Genomic DNA, 19,293 nt, shown 5'->3' with positions numbered 1-19,293 from the left:
CAACATTATTTTCATTAAAACAGAAATGGAACATTATTTATTCTCTATACATATCTATATCTTTTTATTAAACAGGTTCTAACCTATCTTTTTATCAAAAACAATCCAATATCGAATTAACAAGATAATGTCTAATTGCCAGTTATACCTATTAACACCACCCCAACTTAATCCAGAAAAATTTAAACCCTTACTCGTTGAAGCCCTTGAAGCCGGACCTATTGCAGCTGTTCAACTTCGCTTAAAAAACGTCACGGACCTTGAAATATGCCAAGCAATTGAAATTCTTAAACCTGTCGTTCAGGAACGTGATATTGCTTTTATACTTAATGACCGTCCAGATCTGGCAAAAAAATTTGAATGTGACGGTGTTCATATAGGTATAGAAGATATGCCTATCCAACAAGCCCGACAAATTGTTGGGGATCATTTACAATTAGGTGTTTCCTGTTACGACAGTAAAGACTTGGCAATGCAAGCTGGTGAAAGCGGCGCTGATTATATTGCCTATGGCGCCTTTTTTCCTTCACCAACCAAAAATACAGAAATTCGCACTCCTGTTGAACTCTTAAAATGGTGGTCAGAATTAATGGAACTTCCTGTAGTTGCAATTGGCGGCATTACACCTAAAAATTGCAAACCCCTTGTAAAGGCTGGCGCAGATTTTCTTGCTGTTATAAATGCTGTATGGGGACATGCTGAAGGTCCAGCCCAAGGAATCAAAGAAATGTTAAAATCTATAAATGAGGCTGAGCAAGAATAACCATTCCTATAATTGGTAATAATAATAAATCTGCAATTATCTTGGATAAAATTATTAACTAAAAAAAATTTCTTAAAACGATAATACTAGGTTTGTTTTTACTACAGGCTTTAAAACGGGAATCGATAACTTTGTATCCATCTATAGGTACACATGCGTTACTAAAAAAATCGTTGTTTTTTCTTTAATAATACCGACATAAGCAACATCCAGTTTTTTAAGAGGAAGAATATCCAATACGGATTAAATCATTTCTGAAATCATAATTATGAACTGCTAAATACAATGCTGAAACTTGATCAATTGCTGTTTTTTGCCAAAAATGATTAAACGAGTATTATGTTTTATCTGTTTAATTTTTTAACGTATATCACGATCGATTTGATTCTGGTATGCCCACGCAATGAAAGGGATAGAAATATGGAAAACTATATAAGAAAAATAATACGAACCTATATTTGAAAATGACTTTCATCCCTTTTATTGCGATTTACAAAATTTCTTTCAATTATGGAACAACATTCAGTAAATCCTGAGTCACATATATGAAACCATTGGCCTGGGGAATACCATTTACCCAGATTTTATTTCTCTCTCCAACCTTGTTTTTAACTATCAATTGCTGTTTGGTATCGTCCAAGGAAATATATAATGGATCATTATAATAGGTTGTTAGAGTGTAAGTTCCATTATGTTGCAATACCAGTTTTTTAAGATATTCAGGTGAATAACTTCCAAACACTATTGTATACCCCATCAATCTTTTCAAATAAGATTCATTCTGAACGTCCATCAATGAACCATTCACAAAAAATTTAGGCTTTTCCATTGGTGCATTTGGTACTGCAAAAAGCGTATAGGGACCCCGACGTTCAATAATCGATAACAGACCTGTTTTCCGCAATGCCGCCGTATAATCCGCCAACACGATAGAGGCTCTCACTGTTTGATCCAATGATTCGTCAGCATAAACAGGCATATTGGGCACTGGAAATTCTTTAACATTATTGTAAGAAGAAATAAAATAAAGTTTTGTGCTCCCTTTCGTATAATATGTATCAACTTTGGCAGTATGACGGCAATACCAGGATGGGCTCCCATGCCATTGACATTCTCGTTCATGCTCGGGGACACCACTATTGGAACAATTAACTAATGAGAGTAGTCCTATAAAACCACAAATTTGAATTGAAATTTTTTTTAAATAATTTTTATCAGCCCAATTACCACCGTTTAAATGTCTCATCCTGTCAAAATCCTTATATTAAATTCTTACTCTTGCCAGCGTTTAATAAACATTAGACATAATATCTCTATGATTTAACTTGTAATAAACATTTCGACAAGCATTCAATCATTTATTTCTATCAATAAAACTACGTTATTCATACCCATAATATATTCTGTATATTGGTCACACCTGTTGCCAACATGACCAATCGATCTACACCCATGGCAATTCCCGAACACACAGGTAATTTTTCAAGTGAAAGCAATAATTCCTCATCCATCTCCCAATATTTCATTTCAGGATATAATTCAGAACGACGCTGACGATCGTAAACAAATCTTTTTCTCTGCTCCAGTGGATCGGTCAATTCTTCAAATGCATTTGCCAGTTCCAGACCTCCTGCATATAATTCGAATCGCAAAGCCACCCGCGGATCCAAGGGATCCTTTTTTGCCAGGGCTGCTTGGCTTAAAGGCCAATGGGTCAGGAATGTTGGATTTTGTCTTCCTATATTCGGTTCGACTTTTTCCAATAGAAGACGAAAGAACAAATCTTCCCATGTTTCATTATTCCTTGCATCAACCTTTGCCGCCTTTGCCAATAAGGCAACATCTTCAGGAAGATCAAGCAAGTCAATACCAACATAAATCTCAAAGGCTTGTTGAATTGTCAGACGTTGAAACGGTTTGGTAAAATCAAGCTTGTAATGATTATAATCAATATAAGGTGGCAATAACCTCTTTAACAGCAATTCTGATTCATCCATAAGATCACCAAGGGAACAGTTTGGTCTGTACCATTCCAACATCGTGAATTCTGATGAATGAATATTACCTCCCTCCTGATTTCTCCAAACCCGTGCCAATTGAAAAATAGGCTGATGAATTTCTGCCATTATCTTCTTCATGGAAAATTCTGGACTGGTATGAAGAAAGAGATTGTATTTTTCCCCTTGGGGAGTTTCATATACCGAATGAAACGGATGTAAATGGACTTCCTCCCCAGGAGTTTTGACCAAATAAGGCGTTTCAATTTCCATGTATCCTCGAGCATCAAAAAAACTGCGAATGGATTTCATGATCCATTGACGACGTTTCAATAAAGGTAAACGATCGGCTATCGATACTCTAAGATCAGACATAATATTGCAGGGTTCCTTATTATGTTGAGAAATTTATTTATGTCTTTAAATATGTAACAATTTAAATTAAATAAAAGCTTTCCTCTTCAAAGCAAGAAAAAATTCATGACATCAAAAACACTTCGAAATGTTCAGGATTTAATTGATTCCAGGCTAATTGATCAAACCATTAGAAAACCTCTGCAAGAATTGGAACAGTTTTATGCCACCGCCATTTCTCCTGAAATGGTGAATCTTATTCATGATTTTGAAAAGAATGCCCCCAACCCAATCGGTCTACAATACATTCCTCATCCTGATGAATTGAAAATTACCCCAGATGAAATGCATGATCCCATTGGAGATGAAGCATTGTCACCAATCAAAGGGATTGTTCATCGTTATGAAGACCGTGTATTATTGAAACCTCTACAGATTTGTCCTGTCTATTGCCGCTTCTGTTTCCGCAGGGAACATGTTGGCCCAGATCACGGTTTACTCAATGACAGGGAATTGATTGCAGCACTTCAATGGATTGAAAAACATTCCAAAATTCGTGAAGTTATTCTTTCAGGGGGCGACCCCTTTATTCTTTCGCCACGCCGAATGAAACTGATTATACAAAAAATAAATAACATACCGCATGTTTCAACCATACGGATTCATACACGTGTCCCCTTTTCCGCACCCTCTCTTATGAACAAAATCTTTATTGAAAGCCTGGACACAAACAAGGCGCTATGGATCGTCGTTCATGCCAATCATCCAGCTGAATTCACCCCTTACGCATTCAAGGCCATTCGCAGTTTGCTCTCGAGAGGGATACCTCTTCTTAGCCAATCCGTATTATTGAAAAATGTGAATGATAATATTGAAACGCTGGAAAACCTATTGAGATCTTTTGTTGAATGGCGGATAAAGCCCTATTATTTACATCAGCTGGATAAAGCGCCTGGCACCAATCGATTTTATGTACCCATTAATAATGGACAGGAATTACTTCGTGCATTAAGAGGGCGCGTTACAGGTATAGCTTGGCCTACCTATGTTCTTGATATTCCTGGAGGGTATGGAAAAGTTCCATTGGGACCAGACTATTATGATCCCGAAAAACCATCCTCGATTCTTGACCCTAAAAATCATAATCATAAAATTTAAATTATATCTTGCAGCAACGCCTAGTCCATTTTATATAAAAAGAACAATAAACCGTCTTTTTAGTATTTTAATCATCAGAGAGTATTATGAAACAACAGGCAAACCAAATCCGTGCAGGTCAGGTTATTGAACATGATGGACGTCGGTGGTCTGTCCTTAAGCAGCAAATCATCACACCTGGTAAAGGCGGTGCCTTTATTCAAGTCGAAATGCGTGATCTTAAAACAGGCAACAAAACCAATGAACGTTGGCGTACTGCCGATACCGTCGAACGTCTGTTAACCGAAGACAAAGAATATAATTACTCTTATGAAGATGGTGATAATCTTGTATTCATGGATCCGGAAACTTTTGAACAATTTATGTTGCCAAAAGATATACTTGGGGATCAGGTTGCGTTTCTGCAGGATAATATGAAGGTCATAGTCAACTTGGTTGAGGGCGATCCCATTTCCGTCACATTGCCCCCTCAGGTAACCTTGGAAATTGTTGAGGCCGAACCTGTGGTAAAAGGTCAAACAGCAAGTTCTTCCTATAAGCCCGCCATGTTATCCAATGGTGTAAAAACAATGGTTCCCCCTTTTATCGAGGCTGGAGAAAAAATCGTTGTACGAACAGAAGATGGCAGCTATGTTGAAAGAGCAAAAAATTAGGCTTTTTTTTATAGTTTTAAACCTAAACCATTTTTATTTTGATCTAAAGAAAAGATGTCAAATCTTAGTCAATTAAGAAAGACATCTTTTTAAATTTGCATTATTAAGTTAGGTTAAATACTAACTGAAAAATTCAAATGCCTTTTGTAAATTCTAGGAAAAATTAATGGCGATTCGACTTTCCCCTCATATGACCGTAATGCAGAATGCAGCACAAAAAGCTGCACGCACGCTTCTTCGTGATTTTAATGAAGTTGAGATGTTGCAAGTGAGTGTCAAAGGTCCCGGGGACTTCGTATCACAGGCAGACCTAAAGGCCGAATCGACTATTAAAACAGAACTCAGTAAAGCGAGACCTGGATATGCCTTTCTTATGGAAGAAAGCGGTGCCTCAGGGGGAGATAACTGGAACTGGCGCTGGGTTGTTGATCCTCTTGATGGAACAACTAATTTTTTACATGGAATTCCACATTGGGCAATTTCCATAGGCCTTCAGAAACGTAATGATAAAGGTCAGGTTGAAATCGTTGCCGGCGTTATTTATAACCCGGTTGCCAATGAAATGTTTTGGGCTGAAAAGGGTGTCGGCGCTTTTCTGAATGAACGTCGCCTTCGCGTTTCCTCTCGACGAGACATGTTTCAGGCTGTACTTGCCACTGGCATTCCTTTTGCCATTTCCGACATTAATAAACAGGAAAAATTTGTAAAAATCCTTAAATCAGTCATGCCAAAAATTGCAGGCATAAGACGCTATGGTGCCGCTGCCCTTGATTTAGCATGGGTCGCAGCAGGCCGTTATGAAGGTTTTTGGGAAATGGATTTAAAACCCTGGGATGTTGCCGCAGGAATTCTACTGGTCAAGGAAGCGGGCGGATATGTAACCGATCCTGAAGGAAATCCATTAGATGATCTAAAAATGTCTGTTAATACTGTTGCAGGAAATGCAGCGCTTTTTCCTAAAATTAGGGAAACAATATTAGAAAACATTTCCAAACCTTGATAATAAATGATAATTAATTTTAGTTATTCTTTTATTCTAACAGGTTGAGAATTCATCAAATGTTTTTTTTATCATCTTCTGCACCGGCACTAAAAAAAAAGCATCTTTATTATTTGACCATATTTTCAACCGTATTGTTTTCCTCTTGGAATAACATGATTTTTGCCCAGGTTAGTGTCAATAATTCAGCCTTGAATAATCTAGGTCCTGCAAAAAATATCCAACCAAAATCGACAAAAAATAAAAAAGCAACTTCTATTTCCAAACACACAAAACAACCAACAAATCCTGCCAAAATTTCGCAGTCAAAACCAAAACAAACACAAGCTGCCATCCCGCCAATTCCCAATTCCCCACCTCCTAACCCTGTTTTTAGAGATCCAGAAATAAACGTACCTTTACATCCACCAGCCTCTCCTGCCATGCCTAAGATTAATCCTAAAGCCCAAGGAAATGTCGTGGTTAATGATCAACACACCATCATTAATTTTAAGGGAGATGAATCTGAATTAAACGAAATAATGATGAAAACGGTAATGGATATGGCTAATGTACTTAAGCGGAATCCTAACGTTCAGATTTACCTTAATGCATATAGTCATGGAACTGTTGATGATATATCTACACCAAGAAGAAACGCCTTAAATCGTGGGCTTACTATACGTGCTGTCTTAATTAATCAGGGTATTCCGGCAACTCGCATTTATTTGATTGCAAAAGGCATACCGGAATCAAATACAAATGCAAATCCAGATTATGTTGAAATGGTACGTTCAGATTTAGTAAAAGACAAAAAATAACTTTTTTAAACGCATATTGTTTGAATTGTATATTCTATAAAAAATCCTCTTAAACAGAGGATTGTAAAAAGTAAAACAAATTTAGAACTAACCTTGACGTGCTTTCATTCGCGGATTTTTCTTGTTGATTACATATACTTTTCCATGACGGCGAACAATGCGACAATCTTTATCGCGGAGTTTCGCAGAACGTAAACTATTTCTGATTTTCATAATTAATTCATCCCAGGCAATAAATACAAAAGTCCCTTTTTATATAAAGAAAAATTAAAAAATGTCAAATGCAAAGCGATTATTTTCTAAAGTTTAAGCTTTTGGAAAACTTTTTCAAATTGCTTGAATTCTGCCGATCTCAATGAATTTCTACGCCAGGCCAAGCCAATTGTTCTCCAGGCTGGATTTCCCTCTAAAGAACAGACAGCTACATCCTTGTTTACTATTACACCGGATCTAATAACCATTTCGGGAATAAATGCAATTCCCAAACCGACTTCAACCATACTTATTACCGTATCCAGAGAAGAGGCGACAAAATTGTTGCTGAAATCGTTGACCGCTTTCATGGTCTGACTTTGTCGACACATATCAATGGTCTGATCGCGTAAACAATGACCATCTTGCAACATTATAATTTCTTTTGGATCAATCTGATGTAATGACACCCTATCCAAAGAGGCTAAGACATGATCCTTGGGTGTTATTAAATAGAATTTGTCTTTATAAAGCGCATAGGTATCCGCACCTCCACAGGAACATGGCATTGCAATAATCAATAAATCGAGATATCCAATGAATAATTTTTCCATTAGATTTTCAGTTATATCTTCCTGAATAGTCAAAGTTAGTTTTGGATAGGTTTTCCGAATTTCCCTAACCAAAAAAGATAAAATATAAGGAGCAATTGTGGGAATGATTCCAAGCCTCAAAGAAGAGGAAAGTGGTTCATGCGCAAAACTTACCATTTCACGAACCGTTTCCAAACCCTGTAATGCAATTCTTGCTTGTTCAGCTATTTCCTGTCCCAATGGTGTAAATACAACCCTTTTTCCCGCTGTTCTATCCAATATAGAGACATTCAACTGACGTTCTAAACTTAAAATTCCTGCAGATAATGTTGACTGTGTAACAGAGCAGGCATTTGCCGCACGACCAAAATGATGTAATTCTGACAATGCAATAAGATAACGTAATTGTTGCGGCGAAGGGAGTGCTTCCATCGTTTTTTTCAATCATTCATTACTAAATATTTCATTTGAAATATTAGCATTTTTTACACATATTAATAGAGGAACCAAAAAAAATTTTATAATGTTATTTTATTAGGAGAAAATAATATGTTGACTGTTGGTGATCAATTTCCATCTTTTAGTCTTACAACTGTTCCTGCTGGTCCTGATGGACTGAATGGAGAATTTATAACGATCAATAATCAAAGCGACAAGGGTAAATGGAAATTATTTTTCTTTTGGCCTATGGATTTCACATTCATTTGCCCAACGGAAATCGCGGCTTTTAGCGACATGGAAACAGAATTTTCAGAACGTAACACTGCTGTTTACGGTGTATCGATTGACTCTGAATATGTTCATTTAAACTGGCGTCTTCATAATGAAACTTTAAAAAATCTGAAGATTCCAATGCTGGCTGACAACAAGCGCGAACTTTCTGCAGCATTAGGTATTCTTCATTATGAAGCTGGTGTTGATTTAAGAGCGACATATATTGTTGATCCAGAAGGGATTATCCGTCACGTCAGTGCAAATGACCTGTCTGTTGGTCGCAATCCAGAAGAATTCCTTCGCATTCTTGATGCTTTGCAAAACGGGGGTCTTTGTCCTTGCAGCTGGCACAAAGGGGATAAAACTCTTTAGTTTATCCATTGATAAATCATCAAAGCCTCTTGATCTCATATCAAGAGGCTTTTTTATTTCAATTTGCTAATAATATTATTATAATTCTTCAAAATTTTTAACATAAACATTCATACCAAAGGAAACAATCTTGAAGGCTTTAATCTTGCAGCATGCTTCTTTTGAGACACCGGGTTATATTCTTGATTGGCTAAAAATACATCAATATGAAACAATTATTTTGAAATTGTACGAAATGGATGAAAAAAACATTCCTCTTTCCTATAATATCAATCTTTTAATTATCATGGGTGGTCCCATGAGTGTTCATGATGAAAAAAAATATAAATGGTTATCAAAAGAAAAACAATTAATTAAAAACTTAATAAATAAAAATATTCCAACTCTAGGCATTTGTTTGGGGGCTCAATTAATTGCTGACATTTATAATGCCCATATTACAATCGCTAAGCATAAAGAAATTGGTTGGTTTCCTATTCAGGTAATTCAATCCAAGGAGCGTAAGAAAATCAAATGGCCTGAAAATTTTGTCACATTTTTATGGCATGGTGAACAATTTGATATTCCAGCACATGCCAAATTACTCGCATTTAGTCAAGGTTGCCCACATCAGGCCTTTATGATAAAGAATAATGTAATTGGATTACAGTTCCATCCGGAAATGACTTTAACAATGATTCAAAACATGATTGAAAATTGTTATGATCAGGATAAAACCCTCTCTCCTTTCGTTCAAAGCATAAAAGAGATACTTTCTGTCCCAAAGGAACATTATTCAATAAATCATCAAATAATAGACAACCTGCTTTCATATTTAACTACATAAAGTCAATACCTAGATATTATTTTCAATCACTTGTTTTAATTTCTGTAACACAAGATCCACAAGCTGATTATCCTTTGCCTCAACCATAATACGAATCAAGGGTTCTGTCCCACTTTTCCTTAGAAGGACCCTTCCCTCTTTACCCAATTTCAATTCCGCATCCCTTACGACTTTTTTAACTGCTTCAGTATTTAAAGGGTTTTTTCCGTTAAAACGAATATTATATAACTTTTGAGGGAACGGCATAAACATTCTACATACTTCACTTGCTTTTTTACCCTCTTCAATAATAACTGCCAATACTTGCAATGCAGCAATAAGACCATCACCGGTCGTTGAAAATTCAGAAAGGATCATATGCCCAGACTGTTCCCCTCCAACATTACATCCAAGTTGACGCATCTTTTCAACAACATAACGATCACCTACACAGGTTCTCGTTAATTGAATTCCGGTATCATTCAAAAACTGCTCGAGTCCCATATTGGACATCACTGTCGCTACAATTGAATGATTTTGGAGCATCTTTTTTTTATCCCAGGAAGATGCAATTAAAGCCAGAATCTGATCACCATCGATAAGCTTGCCCTCTTCATCAACCAACAGCATACGATCAGCATCACCATCGAGGGCTATTCCCAAATCAGCCTTATGCTCCAACACAGAATAGATTAACGTTTCTGGATGTGTTGAGCCACAATTTTTATTAATATTTAAACCGTTCGGTTTACATCCAAGCGATATAACTTCTGCGCCCAACTCCCACAATGCCTTGGGGGCCACATGATAAGCGGAACCATTTGCACAATCAATAACGATTTTCAAACCATCAAGGCGACACCCACGGGGAAAAGAAGCCTTTGCATGCTCAATATAGCGACCTGCCGCATCATCCAGACGTACGGCCCGACCAATATGTTCATTACCAGCCAATTGACCTGACAAATCAGATCTAATCATGGCTTCAATTTCAAGCTCCTGTGCATCGGAAAGCTTAAATCCATCTCTATTAAAAATTTTTATTCCATTATCTTGGAATGGATTATGTGATGCAGAAATCATAACTCCAAGATCAGCACGCAAGGAACGAGTCAACATTGCGATCGCTGGCGTAGGCATCGGACCAACCAGAATCACATCCATTCCTGCCGATAAAAAACCGGCAACCAAGGCACTTTCAATCATGTAGCCTGATAAACGTGTATCTTTGCCGATCAAAACTTGATGTCTTCTATGGTCTTTTCCAGCCATGAACATCAATCCTGCAGCTTGACCAAGCTTCTGTGCCACTTCTACCGTCATAGGATCACTATTGGCTGTACCACGAATTCCATCTGTTCCAAAAAGTAATCTATGATTTTTCATTAACTTTTCCCATGTTAAACAATAAAACATCACAATTGATATGACAGAAATCAACCATATAAAGTCTGCCACATTTTCATGCTTTGTACCGCAGCGGGCACATTGTGAACACGAATAATTGAATTTCCAAAATAAAATGCTGGAGATGACGCTATCATGGTAGCGGCATCATATTCCTCAAAATTCATTTCTCCAGCAATTTCCCTAATGAAACGTTTTCTGGAGACTGCTAGAAGCAAACGGCAACCTAAGTTAGCAAAAGCGGCGAATTTTTTTAAAAGTTCCATATTTTGAAAATTATTCTTTGCAAAACCTATACCTGGATCAAGTATTACATTTTCACGACGAATACCTGCATTTACCGCTTTTTGAATTTTTCTTTGCAACTCTGCAAAAACATCAACCAAAACATTGTTGTAATTCTTATATTGATGCATTGTCTGGGGATTTCCACGCATATGCATCAAAATCACAGGGCATTGAGCCTGAGAAATAACTTGTGCACTTTCCCTATCATCAAGAGCAGAAATATCATTAATTAAATCAGCTCCTGCATCTAAGGCATATTTCATTGTTTCAGCATGACGCGTATCAACAGACAAATAGGCACCACATCCTTTTAATGCTTTGACAACAGGAACAATTCTACTACATTCCTCTTCAGTTGACACAGGTTGAGAGCCAGGTCGTGTACTTTCACCACCAATATCGATTACTGTCGCACCATCCTCAACCATTTTATGAGCGGCCCGAATAGCAGTTGAACTTGAATAATGTTTGCCACCATCACTAAAACTATCAGGCGTTACATTCAGTATACCCATAATTAGAGAACCTTCAGGCAATCCAGCCAGAGGCGAGGCAGTTGTTATTTTTCTTATCTGATTAGAATATAAGGGTGAATGAAAACAATCTTTGACATACCCAATTTCCAGTTTTTGATTCTCAATTATCTCAATCATTGAAAAGGCAACTTTTTTTTCTTGACCTGCAAAAGGTAATGCAAGCTCATTTTTGATTGCAAACTGGGCTGAATTTCCAAATAAAAATCCTGTAGGATTTATAATCATATCATTCTTAACACTATAACCATGACACTGTCATCTAATATCAATCTCAAATAAAATAAGTGAAAAGAATCTATTCTTTTCACTTAAAAAATAGTTTTAATCCATAAAAATTAAAACCCTAGTTATGTTCCTCAAAATTAACACCTGTTGCAGGAACAGGATTATCAACATGACCAGCATCATCCTTTTTTATTTTATCAGAACCAAAATTATCACCTGAATGATGAGCCACATCGATTGATGATCTCAATTTTTTTGTCGTGTCATCAACAAGGCTACGTTCAATTTTTTCACCGCGAAGAACCTGTCTGATTTCCTCTCCACTTAAAGTTTCATATTCCAAAAGACCCTGAGCCAATCTTTCAAGATCTTCCCTGTGCTCTTCTAACAACGCTGTTGCACGTTTATGCGCATCATCAATCAAACGTTTAACTTCGGCTTCTATTTCATGAACGGTTTCACTAGAAATATTTTTACCTTGTCCCATGGAATGACCGAGAAAAACTTCTTGTTCATTTTCAGCATAAGAAACAAGTCCAATTTTTTCACTCATACCCCATTCAGTAACCATCCGTCGTGCAAGATCCGTCGCCATTTTAATATCGCCAGATGCACCGTTTGAAACATTTTCCGGACCAAAAATCATTGATTCGGCACAACGTCCACCCATGGCAAGAACCAGTTCAGCCAAACATTTCGATTTGCTTTTTGAATAGCGATCGCCTTCCGGTAGACTCATCACCATTCCCAATGCGCGTCCACGTGGAATAATTGTAGCCTTATGTACTGGATCACATCCAGGAGTAAATAATGCGCAAATGGCATGCCCGCCTTCATGATAAGCGGTCATTTTTTTCTCATCTTCACTCATGACCAGTGAACGACGTTCTGAACCCATCATGACCTTGTCTTTGGCATTTTCAAATTCCAGCATCGATACTGTTCGACGGTTTAACCGTGCAGCCAACAAAGCCGCCTCATTAACAAGATTTGCAAGATCAGCACCAGAAAAACCTGGTGTTCCACGGGCAATTACTCTTGGATCAACATCAGATGCTAACGGAACCTTTTTCATATGTACGCGAAGGATTTTTTCACGACCCCCGACATCAGGATTAGGCACAACAACCTGACGATCAAATCTTCCTGGACGTAACAATGCTGGATCCAAAACATCAGGCCTGTTCGTTGCGGCTATGAGAATTACGCTTTCATTGCTGTCAAATCCATCCATTTCAACCAGCATCTGATTTAAAGTCTGTTCTCGCTCATCATTACCACCACCGAGACCGGCACCACGATGACGTCCAACAGCGTCAATTTCATCGATAAAAATAATACAGGGAGCAGCTTTTTTACCCTGTTCAAACATATCTCGAACACGAGAAGCCCCCACTCCAACAAACATTTCTACAAAATCAGAACCTGAAATCGTAAAAAATGGAACATTTGCCTCACCAGCAATCGCACGCGCCAATAAGGTTTTCCCTGTTCCAGGAGGGCCAACCAACAAAACCCCTTTTGGTATTCTGCCACCCAGCCGCTGAAATTTTTGTGGATCTTTAAGGAATTCAACAATTTCTTCCAGCTCGCTTTTAGCTTCATCAATTCCCGCCACATCCGCAAATGTGACACGTCCCTGTTTTTCAGTCAGCAAACGGGCCTTGGATTTACCAAATCCCATTGCCTTTCCCCCTGCGCTTTGCATATTGCGCATGAGAAGAATAAATAAACCGATAATCAGCAAGGTTGGCAATAAATTCAATACAAGCTGCCAAAAAAGATTTGGATGATTATCTACAGGTTTAACCTCTATCGTAACTTTATGGTCAGTGAGGGTTGATAAAAGCGAAGTATCCTGTGTTGGCAAATAGGTTTGAAATTTCTTGCCATCCTGACTTGTTCCAGTTAAATACCGGTCCTGTATGACAACTGATTTAACATTTCCAGCGTTAACATCGCCTAGGAATTTAGAATAACTAACTTGATTGTCCACAACAACATTACTGCTTGGTCGAAAATATCCAACCACTAACATTACTGATACAATAACGAGTATCCATAAACTTAAATTACGCCCAAAATTTTTCATTCTACTTTATATTTCCATGTTTTAGGATAAACACGTTTTTAAAAAAAGAATATTTAATATATATCATTTTATATTCTTCATATTACAATTTATCTCTTACTTAATAACATAAGAACTGAAACAAATCTTTCCTACCCTAAAAAATATTTTTCCTTAAAAATATTGAATTTAAACCGATTTATTATAAACATAATTACATAATTAAGCTAATTTTGTGGTCGAAAAAAGATGACTTTGTGTCAAGGATTGTCTAGGCTGGAAAACAATATCCCATTCTTTAACGGACTCGTCCGAATATATTCCCAAATGAGGCACAGCCAATAATTTATCATTATGCCAAAAAGCGGGTAATGTTTTCAAAATACAAACAGGCAATCCCTCTCTACATGAAAACTGTTTGTAAGATTTACCCAATGCAGTAATCGTTACTTTATCACTAATATCATATTCTGGCATAATAACTCTGAAACGATAATCCCAAATCATATTTGGCCTAGCCATTTTTGCCTTTTCAATAACAGTTGCCTCTCTAATCATCAACCAACCATTTCCCAACCTTCCAGCTGGCATAATCTGTACGCCACCAAGAGTAACTTTGCGCATTGATTGAACAAGCCGATTAATTGATTTCTGCAAGGGTGCATAAACAGAACCGGAAATTGTTCTGATTAAAGCACCCAACGTTCTTTCATCCATACCTTTGGTGGAAAAATAAGCAAATCCTTCTGATCTGATCAAAATGTTTTCTGTAACAAAAACAGCCTGATCCTGATCTTTTTTCATTCTTTTTTTACTCTCTTCCCGCGAGCGATGTAATAATATTGAGACAGATCCTGAAGATGCCCAGGCCGACGACAATTCCTTTCTCACCTGATTTCTCTGAAATTTTAGATCCTGATTGGATGGATCCTCAACCCATATAATCCCTTCCTGTCTTAAGGTTATTCTCAAACGTTGTGGTGCGATCGATAGTAAAGGTCTTATTAACCTTATCTGTGGCAAATCCGTAATAGCAGCCATAGCGGCAATTCCATCCTCACCACTTCCGGCACGTATTCGCATCAGTACAGTTTCCGCCTGATCCCCAGCATGATGACCCAAAAGCAAATCTATGCTTCCCATTTTACAACATGTCTGAATTAATATTTTGTAACGCTCAATACGTGCCCTTTCTTCCAATGCGGCTCCAGGTTTTAGATTATCTAATGTCAGAATTTTTGATTCAATTCCAAGATCCTTCAATCTTTCTTGTGTAAGTGCTGCCTCTATAGCCGAATTTGACCGAATTCCATGATCAACAATTAAGGCGAATACATTTCGTCGCCAACGGGATGCCAGCAATGCAAGACACAAACTATCTGCACCACCAGATACAGCCAATACAATGGGTGGCAACTTTTCATCATCGTTACCCCAAGGTCCCAATGACTCAATACAAGAATTAAATTCATCTTGAGATACAGGTTTTAAAATATCATCCATACAGATTTAGCAAATCAGGAACATTTAGCTTTACGACTTAAATTCAAGGCAGAAGATTTCACCTGGGTTGAAACATTTGGATATTTACTATGAAGCAGACTTACAGCCTGACAAGCTTCCTGAACCTTGCCATTTTTTAACATTAAATATCCTACACCCAACAAAGCAGATGGAGCCTTGGGAGATTTAGGAAAATTTTTATAAACAGCATAATAATTTACTGATGAAGCCTTGAAATTTCCTTGTCCGGCCTGAGCCTGAGCCAGCAAATATCGTGCACTAGGGGACTTGGCACCTTCAGGCGTGGATAAAATTTTTTGGGCGATGGATTCTGCGATCTGAAAATTACCATTCAACAATGCCTGTTGACCATCTCTCAAGGTTGAACCTGTTTCAGGTTTTACAGATTTAATTGTTCCTGAATCATCCGAAATTGATGATTTTTTAGAAACCTCACTTTTTGAATCAGCTACCACATCATCTGAAGAACCATTGGAAGCGCCTCCACGACCAGCAGCAAAATTCATATCATCAATTTTCTTATTGATAAGATCGTTTTGAGTTTTCAATTGGTTTGACAAATCATCAATTTCGCCCCTCATAACCCTTTGCTGATCTTCTAGATTGTTTATCCGGCTAACTAAATCGGGAAGTAAACTGTTATTTGTTGATAAACTATCATCCTCATCTTTATCTTTATGCCTTTTTTTACGATAATTATCAGAATCATCATTAAAATTAGTATTCTGTGCCTGAAGCTGGCTGATCTGCGATTTTAATTGTGCGACCTGGTTTTGTAGCGCAATAACCTGACGGCTGTTATTTTCCTGGGCATTACCGTAAAAAGGACAAATCATAATTGATAGAAATAAACCTGTTATACTTCCTTTGACCTTTGGATGATCAATTGAAAGTAAATTAGAAATTCTTGAATGTTTTTGCTTCGTTATCATTGCCAAACCCTTTACTATCCCTCATTTGATAATAAATTCAAAAAGCTTTAACCATTTATAAATTACGTTCTTTTACATTACATAACAAAAAGCCGGCATAACGTATATACGTATTACCGGCTTTTATTGAAAAGTTATCGAGCTAGGAATTAACGAACTGAAGTAGTCGCATTACGGTTCTGTGACCATGCTTCTTCGTTGTCACCTTCAGCAATAGGTTTATCCTTACCATATGAGATGGTTGTCATACGATCTGATGCAACGCCCAAGGATACCAAATAATCCCGAGCTGCATTTGCGCGGCGAGACCCTAATGCAATATTATATTCTTCTGTGCCGCGATCATCGCAGTTACCGGCAATCATGACCTGGACATTTGGATATTTTTTCAACCAATCAGCCTGACGGTTCAAGGTTGCACGGGCATCATCCGTTAATTTGTTTGAATTGAATTCAAAGAAAACACGATCACCAACATTAGCAACTAAATCAGCTTGACTTCCAGGAACTGGACCACTCACGCTTGGAGCTTGTGTTCCACCACCATTACCGGTTGTCGCACCTTTATGATCTCCGCCAGAACATGCTGCTAGTAATAACGCAGCACCAAAAGCACTAATAAGCTTTATATTCATTGTATGTATTCCTACAAAACGGCTTTCTATTTTCTCAACTTTTATGTTGGTAAATATTGCCTAAAAAAATCAAAATCAAAATCCAAAAAGTCTTATTTTATGAAAGACATATCAATTTCAATCCTAGTCTTTCATTTATATCTAAACAAGTTAAATACACAAGCGATTTTAGCAAAAATTGAATTTTTTACCGCAATAATTTTATTTTATTTCCAAAATTTATTTTAACTGTTGCCAGAAGACCAAGAAGGATCCATCGCCATCGTTGATGTAGGAATGCTTCTCTCATGAAAACCGGAAACATCAATCATCTTGATGGATGAAGAAAAACCGCTTCCATGCGTACCGGCAGACGATTGGTTACAGAACGCCATAACACGGCCATTTGAACAAAATGTTGGGCTTTCGACAGTGAAACCTTGGGTTAAAATTCTTTCTCCAGTACCATCAGGCGCCATAACACCCAATGAGAATCCACCGCCGCCAATTCTCACAAACGCAATAAGGTCACCTCTTGGTGACCATACGGGGCCTGCATAACTACCGTTTCCATAAGAAATACGTCGGACTCCACCACCATTTGCACTCATTATGTATAATTGCTGTCTTCCACCCCGATCTGAAGAAAAAACAATTTGAGATCCATCAGGACTATAACAAGGGCTCGTATCAATAGCCCCGGAGCTGGTTAATTGACGTTTGCTGCCCGAACCCAGATCAACAGAATAAAGATCAGAACCCCCTCCCCTTGTTACAGACATAATGACAGACCTTCCATCAGGCGAAAAACGCGGTGCAAAAGATATACCCGAAAAATCTCCCAAAATTCTTTGTCTGCCTGATTGAAGATCAAACAAGTAAACTCGAGGACGGTTATTGACATAAGACATAAATGCTATCTGATTAGAAACAGGACTGAATCGGGGCGTCAAGACAAGCCAGCGCCCGCTGGTTAAGATTCGACTGTTAGCACCGTCATAATCCATGATTGCCAGACGTTTTGTGGGATCTGACCGGCGGCCTGTCTGTGCAACATATGCAATTCGTGTATTGAAATATCCCTTATCCCCCAATAAACGCTCATAAATAACGTCCCCTATCATATGGGAAACACGACGAAGATCCTCCCTTATGGCACCTGACCCGGAAATCGAATAGGCTGTTCCCTGAATCTGTTCACCGGTCAACGCATTCCATAGCCGAAATTCAACTCGCCCATTCACCTCTGATCCAGTCACGATAGCCCGAGCCCCCATGGCTTTATAGGCGGCAAAATCAGGTGTAGAGGTTGGTGATGTACTACTAATAACTCGAAATAACCCTGTATTATTCAAGTCATCTGTTAATACCTGAGTTATGGCACCGCCATTCCCAGAACCAAAATCAGGAATAACAATAGGGATAGGCTCGTTTCTTGCCCGATCAACTGTAATTTCATCTGCACCACCGGCTTGCTGCGCAAATGCAGATGATAAAGGTGTTGCCACAATTCCACCTGCTACACATCCATACAAAATTTTTCGGCGAGGAATTAAAACATCCCGTAAAATATCAGCATCATTATCAGAAATTATTGAGCGCATAATCCTATTTTCCCTATTATTGATAATGCATATTAACTTACAAATTTAGACATAATTATGGACGGAATACAAAACGAATCTGACCCGTCTTTCCCAACAGATTTGAAGGTATCGGTAATTTTGAACATACAGGACTTAACACGGCGTCCCTTGCCCGTTCTGCTAATGCCCTATATGTTGAATCAGCATTCATTTTTGCCTGAGTCACTGAATCAAATTTAACTATTCTAGCCTCTCCTGAAGCATCAATTGTTACAATTAAATGTGCTACAAAATTAACATAATCTTTTGCTGCTGTGTCTTCAACATAACATCGACGAACAGATGCCGCTATTTTCCCCTGCTGACCTGCTGAAAGCCCTCTTGTGATATCACCATTTCTCGCTCCACCACCATTGGGAGCCCCTCCCTGTCTTGGATTTGCTTTGGCTCTGGGAGGATGTGTTTGTTTCTGGTCAGCTTGATAGGCATCCAACGTCGATTCAAGTGAATGTGTATCAGGAATTTCTTTTTTTGCTTTTTCCATTTTTGTCAATCGAGAGAAATTCTGCACCTGAGGTAACGCGGTGGGCATAGGCATTGGTGATGGTGGGGATGGAACATGAGAATTTGAAGAGGATGCCAATGGTGAAACAGTAGGTGGTAACGTTACCTCTGCAGGTGCGGGGGTTTCAATAGCTTTAGGTAAAAT

General features: G+C 38.0%; 20 protein-coding genes. 7 read left to right on the top strand and 13 right to left on the bottom strand.

The features are described 5' to 3' along the window. The first annotated feature begins 127 nt into the window (after positions 1–127). Positions 128–763: a thiamine phosphate synthase gene (gene thiE / locus U0839_RS05775; RefSeq protein ID WP_155565255.1), complete on the top strand. Its 636-nt coding sequence runs from the start codon at positions 128–130 to the stop codon at positions 761–763. 508 nt (positions 764–1,271) lie between these two features. Here thiE and U0839_RS05770 read toward each other — a convergent pair. Both U0839_RS05770 and epmA read right to left on the bottom strand, forming a co-directional pair. Beyond that, complete coding sequence (locus tag U0839_RS05770) at positions 1,272–2,009, bottom strand: fasciclin domain-containing protein (protein WP_413550277.1); 738 nt, start codon at positions 2,007–2,009, stop codon at positions 1,272–1,274. A gap of 139 nt (positions 2,010–2,148) precedes the next feature. Next, a complete protein-coding gene (gene epmA / locus U0839_RS05765) occupies positions 2,149–3,135 on the bottom strand; it encodes an EF-P lysine aminoacylase EpmA (protein WP_155565254.1) in 987 nt (328 codons plus the stop codon). A gap of 105 nt (positions 3,136–3,240) precedes the next feature. On the opposite strand from epmA, the gene U0839_RS05760 reads away from it, so the two are divergent. The 3 genes from U0839_RS05760 to U0839_RS05750 all read left to right on the top strand — a co-directional run bounded on the left by U0839_RS05760 (position 3,241) and on the right by U0839_RS05750 (position 5,925). Next, positions 3,241–4,272, top strand: a complete 1,032-nt coding sequence (locus tag U0839_RS05760; RefSeq protein WP_155565253.1) for a lysine-2,3-aminomutase-like protein — start codon at positions 3,241–3,243, stop codon at positions 4,270–4,272. Positions 4,273–4,358: 86 nt separating this feature from the next. Next, entirely contained in the window at positions 4,359–4,925 is a 567-nt protein-coding gene (gene efp, locus U0839_RS05755) for an elongation factor P (protein WP_110438815.1), read from the top strand. Positions 4,926–5,097: 172 nt separating this feature from the next. After that, positions 5,098–5,925, top strand: a complete 828-nt coding sequence (locus tag U0839_RS05750; RefSeq protein ID WP_198184981.1) for an inositol monophosphatase family protein — start codon at positions 5,098–5,100, stop codon at positions 5,923–5,925. A 109-nt stretch (positions 5,926–6,034) separates the two neighbouring features. Here the strand turns inward: U0839_RS05750 and U0839_RS05745 are convergent, their stop codons facing one another. Continuing rightward, on the bottom strand, positions 6,035–6,349 hold the full coding sequence (locus tag U0839_RS05745) for a hypothetical protein (RefSeq protein WP_413550276.1): 315 nt from the start codon (positions 6,347–6,349) through the stop codon (positions 6,035–6,037). A 34-nt stretch (positions 6,350–6,383) separates the two neighbouring features. Between U0839_RS05745 and U0839_RS05740 the strand changes: the two genes are divergently transcribed. Continuing rightward, entirely contained in the window at positions 6,384–6,725 is a 342-nt protein-coding gene (locus tag U0839_RS05740) for an OmpA family protein (protein ID WP_413550275.1), read from the top strand. 87 nt (positions 6,726–6,812) lie between these two features. Here U0839_RS05740 and ykgO read toward each other — a convergent pair whose 3' ends face one another. Continuing rightward, positions 6,813–6,938, bottom strand: coding sequence for a type B 50S ribosomal protein L36 (gene ykgO / locus U0839_RS05735; RefSeq protein WP_110438813.1), 126 nt, complete (start codon positions 6,936–6,938; stop codon positions 6,813–6,815). A gap of 86 nt (positions 6,939–7,024) precedes the next feature. Further along, a complete protein-coding gene (locus tag U0839_RS05730) occupies positions 7,025–7,942 on the bottom strand; it encodes a hydrogen peroxide-inducible genes activator (RefSeq protein WP_155565250.1) in 918 nt (305 codons plus the stop codon). Between the two features lie 117 nt (positions 7,943–8,059). Between U0839_RS05730 and U0839_RS05725 the strand changes: the two genes are divergently transcribed. Together U0839_RS05725 and U0839_RS05720 are read left to right on the top strand one after the other, a co-directional pair. Continuing rightward, positions 8,060–8,596, top strand: coding sequence for a peroxiredoxin (locus U0839_RS05725; protein WP_110438811.1), 537 nt, complete (start codon positions 8,060–8,062; stop codon positions 8,594–8,596). 130 nt (positions 8,597–8,726) lie between these two features. Then, on the top strand, positions 8,727–9,422 hold the full coding sequence (locus U0839_RS05720; RefSeq protein WP_155565249.1) for a type 1 glutamine amidotransferase: 696 nt from the start codon (positions 8,727–8,729) through the stop codon (positions 9,420–9,422). A gap of 9 nt (positions 9,423–9,431) precedes the next feature. Here U0839_RS05720 and glmM read toward each other — a convergent pair whose 3' ends face one another. From glmM to U0839_RS05680, 8 genes are all read right to left on the bottom strand, one after another. Then, positions 9,432–10,787, bottom strand: a complete 1,356-nt coding sequence (gene glmM / locus U0839_RS05715) for a phosphoglucosamine mutase (RefSeq protein ID WP_155565248.1) — start codon at positions 10,785–10,787, stop codon at positions 9,432–9,434. Positions 10,788–10,837: 50 nt separating this feature from the next. Continuing rightward, on the bottom strand, positions 10,838–11,857 hold the full coding sequence (folP, locus tag U0839_RS05710) for a dihydropteroate synthase (protein WP_155565247.1): 1,020 nt from the start codon (positions 11,855–11,857) through the stop codon (positions 10,838–10,840). 118 nt (positions 11,858–11,975) lie between these two features. Beyond that, the gene (gene ftsH, locus U0839_RS05705; RefSeq protein WP_155566610.1) at positions 11,976–13,949 is read right to left on the bottom strand and encodes an ATP-dependent zinc metalloprotease FtsH; all 1,974 of its coding nucleotides are present in this window, start codon (positions 13,947–13,949) and stop codon (positions 11,976–11,978) included. 201 nt (positions 13,950–14,150) lie between these two features. Continuing rightward, entirely contained in the window at positions 14,151–15,431 is a 1,281-nt protein-coding gene (gene tilS, locus U0839_RS05700) for a tRNA lysidine(34) synthetase TilS (protein ID WP_155566609.1), read from the bottom strand. A 14-nt stretch (positions 15,432–15,445) separates the two neighbouring features. Then, the gene (locus tag U0839_RS05695; RefSeq protein WP_413550274.1) at positions 15,446–16,384 is read right to left on the bottom strand and encodes a hypothetical protein; all 939 of its coding nucleotides are present in this window, start codon (positions 16,382–16,384) and stop codon (positions 15,446–15,448) included. A 149-nt stretch (positions 16,385–16,533) separates the two neighbouring features. Beyond that, positions 16,534–17,019: a peptidoglycan-associated lipoprotein Pal gene (gene pal / locus U0839_RS05690; RefSeq protein ID WP_155565243.1), complete on the bottom strand. Its 486-nt coding sequence runs from the start codon at positions 17,017–17,019 to the stop codon at positions 16,534–16,536. A 224-nt stretch (positions 17,020–17,243) separates the two neighbouring features. Continuing rightward, positions 17,244–18,602, bottom strand: coding sequence for a Tol-Pal system beta propeller repeat protein TolB (gene tolB / locus U0839_RS05685; protein ID WP_155565242.1), 1,359 nt, complete (start codon positions 18,600–18,602; stop codon positions 17,244–17,246). A 55-nt stretch (positions 18,603–18,657) separates the two neighbouring features. Beyond that, positions 18,658–19,293, bottom strand: a 636-nt coding sequence (locus U0839_RS05680; RefSeq protein ID WP_413550272.1) for an energy transducer TonB, incomplete at its 5' end; no start/stop codon positions are given.

The organism is Commensalibacter sp. A3DC, from assembly GCF_047307945.1.
GTDB classification, from domain to species: Bacteria; Pseudomonadota; Alphaproteobacteria; order Acetobacterales; family Acetobacteraceae; genus Commensalibacter; species Commensalibacter melissae.
Note: the sequence above shows the minus strand (reverse complement) of the source record. Positions and strands in the feature narration are given on the sequence as shown.

Excerpts from the sequence above, each read along its gene's own strand:
- U0839_RS05695 (WP_413550274.1), bottom strand. The coding sequence starts at position 16,384 with ATGATAACGAAGCAAAAACATTCAAGAATTTCTAATTTACTTTCAATT.
- ykgO (WP_110438813.1), bottom strand. The coding sequence starts at position 6,938 with ATGAAAATCAGAAATAGTTTACGTTCTGCGAAACTCCGCGATAAAGAT.
- pal (WP_155565243.1), bottom strand. The coding sequence starts at position 17,019 with ATGAATATAAAGCTTATTAGTGCTTTTGGTGCTGCGTTATTACTAGCA.
- efp (WP_110438815.1), top strand. The coding sequence starts at position 4,359 with ATGAAACAACAGGCAAACCAAATCCGTGCAGGTCAGGTTATTGAACAT.
- glmM (WP_155565248.1), bottom strand. The coding sequence starts at position 10,787 with ATGAAAAATCATAGATTACTTTTTGGAACAGATGGAATTCGTGGTACA.
- U0839_RS05730 (WP_155565250.1), bottom strand. The coding sequence starts at position 7,942 with ATGGAAGCACTCCCTTCGCCGCAACAATTACGTTATCTTATTGCATTG.
- U0839_RS05745 (WP_413550276.1), bottom strand. The coding sequence starts at position 6,349 with ATGGCAGGAGAGGCTGGTGGATGTAAAGGTACGTTTATTTCTGGATCT.
- thiE (WP_155565255.1), top strand. The coding sequence starts at position 128 with ATGTCTAATTGCCAGTTATACCTATTAACACCACCCCAACTTAATCCA.
- U0839_RS05770 (WP_413550277.1), bottom strand. The coding sequence starts at position 2,009 with ATGAGACATTTAAACGGTGGTAATTGGGCTGATAAAAATTATTTAAAA.
- ftsH (WP_155566610.1), bottom strand. The coding sequence starts at position 13,949 with ATGAAAAATTTTGGGCGTAATTTAAGTTTATGGATACTCGTTATTGTA.
- tilS (WP_155566609.1), bottom strand. The coding sequence starts at position 15,431 with ATGGATGATATTTTAAAACCTGTATCTCAAGATGAATTTAATTCTTGT.
- U0839_RS05760 (WP_155565253.1), top strand. The coding sequence starts at position 3,241 with ATGACATCAAAAACACTTCGAAATGTTCAGGATTTAATTGATTCCAGG.
- epmA (WP_155565254.1), bottom strand. The coding sequence starts at position 3,135 with ATGTCTGATCTTAGAGTATCGATAGCCGATCGTTTACCTTTATTGAAA.
- U0839_RS05725 (WP_110438811.1), top strand. The coding sequence starts at position 8,060 with ATGTTGACTGTTGGTGATCAATTTCCATCTTTTAGTCTTACAACTGTT.
- folP (WP_155565247.1), bottom strand. The coding sequence starts at position 11,857 with ATGATTATAAATCCTACAGGATTTTTATTTGGAAATTCAGCCCAGTTT.
- tolB (WP_155565242.1), bottom strand. The coding sequence starts at position 18,602 with ATGCGCTCAATAATTTCTGATAATGATGCTGATATTTTACGGGATGTT.